The sequence below is a fragment of the Petralouisia sp. genome (assembly GCF_056822245.1).
In genome coordinates, this window is the sequence record NZ_JBQIOP010000086.1 from 1 (window position 1) to 6,573 (window position 6,573).

Here is a 6,573-nt window from a genome sequence, read left to right on the forward strand (position 1 = left end):
TATTAGAATTAATTTTCCAGAACAATACCGGATGTCCTTTACCCCCTGGATGGGTGTAAAGCTATCCGGTATTGCTTTTTCTTAAGTTAATGACATTGCGATATATCAAGGTTTAAAGGCTTATGAAAGGATAAATCCAAGATGATAAAAATATTATTTGTTTGCCACGGCAACATCTGCCGCTCCCCAATGGCAGAATTCGTCATGAAAGACATGGTAGAACAGCAAGGCATCGCCGGCGGCTTCTACATCGCCAGCGCCGCCACCAGTACAGAAGAAATCGGCAACCCGGTTCACCATGGAACCAAAGCCCGATTAGCCAGGGAGGGAATTTCCGTTGCCGGAAAATATGCCGTCCGCATGGAGCGGAGCGACTATCAGAAATACGATTACATCATAGGTATGGATCGTTGGAATTACAAAAACATGCTGAAGATTGCAGGCTCGGACAAAGACCACAAACTCAGCCTGCTTTTGGATTACACCGATCATCCCAGGGACGTGGCCGATCCCTGGTATACCGGAGATTTTGAACAAACCTATGAAGATGTGACTGCAGGCTGCAGGGGCCTTCTGGACGAAATACGTTCCAAACACAGAGTTTAGAGCTTGTTTGAAAAAGCATTCCCGCCATCTGCATCCCCCACTTAGCGCGATATTTGCGTCAAATTCAGGTTACATAGCCCGCTATGCGCCTTTCATTTGGAACAAATCCCCCACTAAGTGGAGCATACATCTGTCAGAAAGCATTTTGCAAACACGCTCTAAAATTGTCTGGCGTAAGAGGCGGCTTCCTCAATATAATAAGCGGCATTCCGCCTGATATGCGCTATCTCATCATCGGTGACTGACCGCATGATTTTCCCGGGGCTTCCCACCACAAGGGAGTTGTCCGGAATGATTGTGTTCTGGGTAATCAGCGTCCCCGCGCCGATGATGCAGTTTTCTCCAATGACGGCATGATTCATGATAATAGCGCCCATGCCGATTAAAACATTGTCTTTGACGGTGCATCCGTGAACAATTGCGCCGTGTCCAATGGTAACCCGGCTTCCGATATGGAGATCTGCCCCGTCATCTACATGGAGTACGGCGTTATCCTGAATATTCGTGTCATTTCCGATCACTGCAGACCCGGCTTCCGCCCGGACGACGGAGTGGAACCAAATGCTGGAATTGTCTCCGATGGCAACATCGCCCCGCACAATAGCCCCCTCTGCAAGATAAACATTTTTTCCCAATACGGGAGTCTTGATTGTGTGCATACTATTTTCCTTTCTTTGAATGTTTCAGGCGGCAGAATCAATGATTTTTCTGCAGCAGACGGAATCCGACTGACCGCCTGCTAACAGTATATAGTATATCCCTAAAAAAGTAAATTCCGTGAACCGAAAGAAAAGTTATTACAATGTTCAGATGAAGGGCGAAAAAAGCCTTGGAAAGACGTCTGAAAGGTGAATAAAATGAATGAAATACAGTTGGAACAGTGTATAAAAGAATATGGAAAAGATATTTATGCATTTTGCAGCCAGCTTACCCGCAATCCTCAGGAAACAGAAGATCTGTATCAGGATACTTTTTTAAAAGCAGTGGAACTGGGAGCGCGCATAGATTTTGAGCAAAATCCCAGAAGCTATCTTGTTTCCATAGCGCTGCGGATCTGGAAAAACCGCAGGCGGAAATATGCCTGGAGAAAACGGATTGCAGGGACGGAACAGCTGACGGAAGAGACAGCGGAGCATAAAGGCCCGGGGCAGGAATTTTCCCCGGAGGATGCAGTGCTCAAACAGGAACTGCGGACACAGGTGCAGGAAGCAGTGGCCGGACTGGAGGATAAATACCGGGTGCCGGTGTACCTTTATTATACGCTGCAGCTTTCCGTGGAACAGATTGCAAAAATCATGAATCTTCCTCAGGGAACCGTAAAAAGCCGGCTATACAAAGCAAGAAAATTGTTGAAGCAGAAATTGGAGGGTGTATTAGATGAAGCATGATGCAAAGCTGGAACAATTGTTGCAACAAGCCCTTTCCCCGGAACAAGAACCGGATGCTTGGTTGAACCAGAAAATTTTAAGAAAAGCAAAGGAGACAGAGACAATGAACCATAGAACATTTCGAAAAAATATACCGGCAGCCGTATTAACCATCGCAGCCGTTCTCGCAGCAGGCTCCATCACCGCAGTGGCGGCCTGGAAATATCTCACACTGGATCAGGTGGCAGAAGAAGCAGGGGATCAGGGACTTGCCGCAGCATTTCAAAGTAAAGACGCCGTTTCCATCAACGAAACCCAGGAATACGGAGATTACAAAATCACATTGCTGGGAGTGGTGTCAGGGGAAAACCTGAGCCAGTATGTGGCCTCCGATCAGGCAGAAACAATCCGAAACGACCGCACTTATGTGGTGACAGCAATCGAAAATGCCGACGGCTCTCCCCGGCCCCAGGTCAGTGAAGAATCCTATGGGAATGATCCGTTTTTTGTGTCGCCCTTGATCAAAGGCCAGAATCCGGTTTGGTTTAACAGCGTCACAATGAGCGGCGGCTATTCTGAATTTGTTCAGGATGGCATTCAGTATCGGATTGCAGAGACAGATAATGTGGAAATGTTTGCAGACCGCACCTTGTATCTGGCAGTGAATGACGGAACATTTTTTGCGCCGGATGCCTATTGTTTTGATGAAGCTACAGGCGAAATCACAAGAAACGAAGGGTACGAAGGGGTAAACGCCCTGTTTTTACTGCCTTTGGATAAGGGAAAAGCAGATAAGGAAAAAGCAGAAGCATATCTGAAACAGTTGGAAGAAGAACTGCACGGCCCGGCAGAGGATGAATCAGAGGATCAGGCAGAGAATGAATCAGAGGATCAGACGGAAAATGAATCGGAGGACAGAACAGGGGACGGATCAGAAGATAATACAGAAGAGACGAACAGGCTGGAGGAATATGAGGTGAAATGGGAGTAAAAGGCCTGAAAGCAGATCTGCAAAAGAACGGATCGGACTCCTGACATCATATACTGGCAAATCACAGGCGTTTTTAAAGAAGGAATCTCATGGCGGGATTCCTTCTTGCCATTCTTCCGGGAAAAGAATATAATGGGAAAGCAAACTTTTTGGATACGGACCAATATACAGGAGCGCAAAACAGTATTTAAGAGGTAACCAATATATGGAAAAAACAGAAATAAATCAGGCGGCGGAAATCGAAAAAAGCATCCGCAAAAAGTTTCACAAAGAATTGTTTTCCCCCTTTGCAAAGGCAGTGCGGGATTATGAATTGATTCGGGAGGGGGATCGCATTGCAGTCTGCATTTCCGGCGGAAAAGACTCCATGCTGATGGCAAAGCTATTTCAGGAATTGCAAAAGCACAGAAAAGTATCCTTTGAAGTGGAATTTCTGGTGATGGACCCGGGGTATCTTTTGGCAAACCGAACTATGATAGAAAACAATGCGGCCAGGATGAATCTGCCCGTCACCGTGTTTGAAACGGATATTTTTGATGCGGTGTATGAAATAGAAAAATCTCCCTGTTACCTTTGCGCCCGGATGCGGCGGGGGCATCTCTACCATCAGGCAAAGGAGCTTGGATGCAATAAAATTGCTCTGGGGCACCATTACGATGACGTGATAGAAACAATTCTGATGGGAATGCTTTACGGCGGACAGATCCAGACCATGATGCCGAAGCTTCACAGTACGAATTTTCCTGGAATGGAGCTGATTCGGCCGATGTACTATATCAGAGAAGCGGATATCAAACGCTGGCGGGATTACAACGGCCTGCAGTTTCTCCAATGCGCCTGCCGGTTTACAGAACACTGCGCCATGGCAGACCCGGAGGGCAGAAGTGAATCCAAACGGCTGGAAATAAAAAATATGATTGCAGAGATGAAAAAAATCAATCCTTTTGTGGAAGGAAATATTTTTAAAAGTGTGGAAAATGTAAATCTGAGCACGGTAATAGCCTATAAAAAAGAAGGGATCAAACATCATTTTCTGGAAAGCTATGACAATGAGCCGGAGGGATGCTGACAATTTTATACAATGATCAGAGCAGCCGCAGCCGGTATGCGCCGACAGCCTATTGACTTACCAGGAAAAGTGAGATATAGTATATGCCATAATAACCTAGTAAACACGTAGGAAAAGGAGAGAACTATGAGTAAAAAAACATTCAGAGACAGAAATTTAAAATTCGAAACGCTGCAGCTGCACGTTGGCCAGGAGCAGCCGGACCCGGCCACAGACGCAAGGGCAGTGCCCATTTATGCCACTTCTTCTTATGTGTTTCACAATTCTGACCATGCGGCGGCGCGGTTCAGCCTGCAGGATGCAGGGAATATTTACGGCAGGCTTACCAATCCCACTCAGGAAATTTTTGAACAGAGGATTGCGGCATTAGAGGGCGGGGCAGCGGCGCTGGCAGTGGCCTCCGGGGCAGCGGCGGTTACTTATACCATTCAGAATCTTGCCAGAAGCGGAGAGCATATTGTGGCCGCAAATAATATTTACGGCGGTTCCTACAATTTGCTGCAGCACACGTTGCCGGAGTATGGAATTACTGCGACTTTCGCAGATCCGTCGGATGTGAACAGCTTTGCGCAGGCAATTCAGGAAAACACCCGGGCCATTTACATAGAAACTCTTGGAAATCCTCATTCCGATGTGAGCGATATTGAAGCGATTGCCAGAGTTGCCCATGACCATAAGATTCCGTTGGTGGTAGACAGCACCTTTGCAACCCCATATCTGGTACGCCCCATAGAATACGGCGCAGATATTGTGGTGCATTCCGCCACGAAATTTATCGGAGGCCACGGAACTGCCCTTGGCGGAGTCATTATAGACAGCGGCAGATTCGATTGGGAGGCGTCCGGCAAATTTCCTTCCCTGACAGAGCCTAATGCAAGCTACCATGGGGTAAGCTTTACCAAAGCGGCAGGGCCGGCGGCATTTGTCACCAAAATCCGGGCCGTCCTTCTGCGGGATACCGGCGCAGCCCTTTCCCCATTCCATGCATTTCTGTTTCTTCAGGGTTTGGAAACATTGTCCCTGCGGGTAGAGCGTCATGTGGCAAACGCCCTGAAAACAGTGGAATACCTCAACAGCCATCCTCAGGTGGAAAAAGTGCATCACCCTTCCGTTGCTGAAGATCCGAAACAGCAGGAGTTATACCGGAAATATTTTCCAAAAGGCGGCGGTTCTATTTTTACCTTTGAAATCAAGGGGGATGACCGGACGGCCAAAGATTTTATTGATCATCTGGAAATTTTCTCTCTGTTGGCCAATGTGGCGGATGTGAAATCCCTTGCCATTCATCCGGCTTCCACTACCCATTCCCAGCTGAATGAGCAGGAAGCGAAAGAACAGGGGATTTTGAAAAATACCATTCGGCTGTCCATCGGGACAGAGCATATTGACGATATTATTGAGGATTTGGAAGAAGCCTTCCGGGCGGTGCGGTAGCTGATGGATGGAAAATAAAAGCAGCTGAACGGGGCTGTTTTGCGAAAGCCCCGTTTTGCAGCAGCGCCTTACAGTTCCCTGCGGTGCTGTATATGTATGCCGATATTACTCCGGCGGTTAAATGTCGACGAATTTTACGCAGAATAAATTTTCATCTGCAAGGCGGAAGAATGAGTTGTAGCGAGTGCTACAACGATTGATGAGGGTCTGCCCCGCTTTATCGGGCACAACGCGGCAGATGGAAATTTAAGCAAGTAAAAACGTCGGTATTTAACCGCCGGAGTAATATGTCCGATACCCAGAAAAATCACGGCAATGGTCAGCCACGCCACTTTGCCGTATATGCTGAGCAGAAAGAAAGCGATCACAGGCAATGATGCCCCAGCAAGAGGAATCCCCGCAAAACTGCTGTAAAAATCAGACAGCTTCCGTTCACTCCGAAAATAGCGTATCCACCACAATTCATACATTCCCATAAATGCAAAGGCCGCAATCAGCCACCAGCACCAGTCTGACCATTCATGGAAATTAAAATCCTGAAAAATCAGCGCGCAGGTTGTCGTCAACACTTCGCCGGTTCTTTCCAAAATCAACAGAAATTTATTTTCGTTTTTTGCAGTATAGTCCTGAGGCTGTCTGCCTGCCCAAAGAAAAAATTTCTGAAAATAAATACTTTATGATGAAATCTTTTCAGAAGCAGTTAATTTGTGGTAAAATAGACGAAAAAGTATTTGTGAGGATAAAGTAATGCTTACACTTGAAACTGCCGGCCGTCTGTACCGTTCCTTTGGATTTGTCGAAACGGGAGATATGGACGGCGGGGAATTGATTGCCGTTTTGAGACTGTAAAGATCGGGAAAGGCAGAACAGGATATGGGGTTAAAAGAAGTTCGTATTAAAAATTATAAATCCATCCGTGATTATAGACTCATATTAAAACAGATGAATTTATTACTGGGTGAAAATGGAAGCGGTAAAACTAATATTTTATCTGCGATTATATATTTTTACACCAGTTTACAACTATTATAAATAGTGCTCCTTTTGCTGAACAAGGTATTTCAAGGCCCTCATAAGGGCAGATGATTTTATTATACTTTCGCTCT

The 6,573-nt window shown here is 46.4% G+C and carries 8 protein-coding genes and 1 pseudogene; 7 read left to right on the plus strand and 2 right to left on the minus strand.

What is annotated here, in order from left to right:
• Window positions 1–141: 141 nt before the first annotated feature.
• Together ACTO17_RS19215 and ACTO17_RS19220 are read left to right on the plus strand one after the other, a co-directional pair.
• Window positions 142–606 carry a low molecular weight protein-tyrosine-phosphatase gene (locus tag ACTO17_RS19215; protein WP_482559060.1) on the plus strand — a complete coding sequence of 155 codons (465 nt, stop codon included), beginning with the start codon at window positions 142–144 and terminating at the stop codon, window positions 604–606.
• 49 nt (window positions 607–655) lie between these two features.
• Complete coding sequence (locus tag ACTO17_RS19220; protein ID WP_482559064.1) at window positions 656–823, plus strand: DUF6783 domain-containing protein; 168 nt, start codon at window positions 656–658, stop codon at window positions 821–823.
• Here ACTO17_RS19220 and ACTO17_RS19225 read toward each other — a convergent pair.
• Window positions 765–1,265: a gamma carbonic anhydrase family protein gene (locus ACTO17_RS19225; RefSeq protein WP_172537006.1), complete on the minus strand. Its 501-nt coding sequence runs from the start codon at window positions 1,263–1,265 to the stop codon at window positions 765–767. The genes ACTO17_RS19220 and ACTO17_RS19225 overlap by 59 nt on opposite strands.
• Window positions 1,266–1,463: 198 nt before the next feature.
• Between ACTO17_RS19225 and ACTO17_RS19230 the strand changes: the two genes are divergently transcribed.
• The 4 genes and pseudogenes from ACTO17_RS19230 (at window position 1,464) to ACTO17_RS19245 (ending at window position 5,467) form a co-directional block, all read left to right on the plus strand.
• On the plus strand, window positions 1,464–1,994 hold the full coding sequence (locus ACTO17_RS19230; RefSeq protein ID WP_172537007.1) for an RNA polymerase sigma factor: 531 nt from the start codon (window positions 1,464–1,466) through the stop codon (window positions 1,992–1,994).
• A gap of 103 nt (window positions 1,995–2,097) precedes the next feature.
• Window positions 2,098–2,964, plus strand: coding sequence for a hypothetical protein (locus ACTO17_RS19235; protein ID WP_482559061.1), 867 nt, complete (start codon window positions 2,098–2,100; stop codon window positions 2,962–2,964).
• Window positions 2,965–3,199: 235 nt separating this feature from the next.
• A pseudogene (locus tag ACTO17_RS19240) lies at window positions 3,200–4,033 on the plus strand (tRNA 2-thiocytidine biosynthesis TtcA family protein); the annotation flags it as partial.
• Between the two features lie 126 nt (window positions 4,034–4,159).
• A complete protein-coding gene (locus ACTO17_RS19245; RefSeq protein WP_172537011.1) occupies window positions 4,160–5,467 on the plus strand; it encodes an O-acetylhomoserine aminocarboxypropyltransferase/cysteine synthase family protein in 1,308 nt (435 codons plus the stop codon).
• Window positions 5,468–5,601: 134 nt separating this feature from the next.
• Here the strand turns inward: ACTO17_RS19245 and ACTO17_RS19250 are convergent, their stop codons facing one another.
• Window positions 5,602–6,060, minus strand: coding sequence for a hypothetical protein (locus ACTO17_RS19250; protein WP_482559062.1), 459 nt, complete (start codon window positions 6,058–6,060; stop codon window positions 5,602–5,604).
• Between the two features lie 280 nt (window positions 6,061–6,340).
• Here ACTO17_RS19250 and ACTO17_RS19255 point away from each other — a divergent pair, with 280 nt between their 5' ends.
• Entirely contained in the window at window positions 6,341–6,499 is a 159-nt protein-coding gene (locus ACTO17_RS19255) for an AAA family ATPase (protein ID WP_482559063.1), read from the plus strand.
• Window positions 6,500–6,573: the final 74 nt, after the last annotated feature.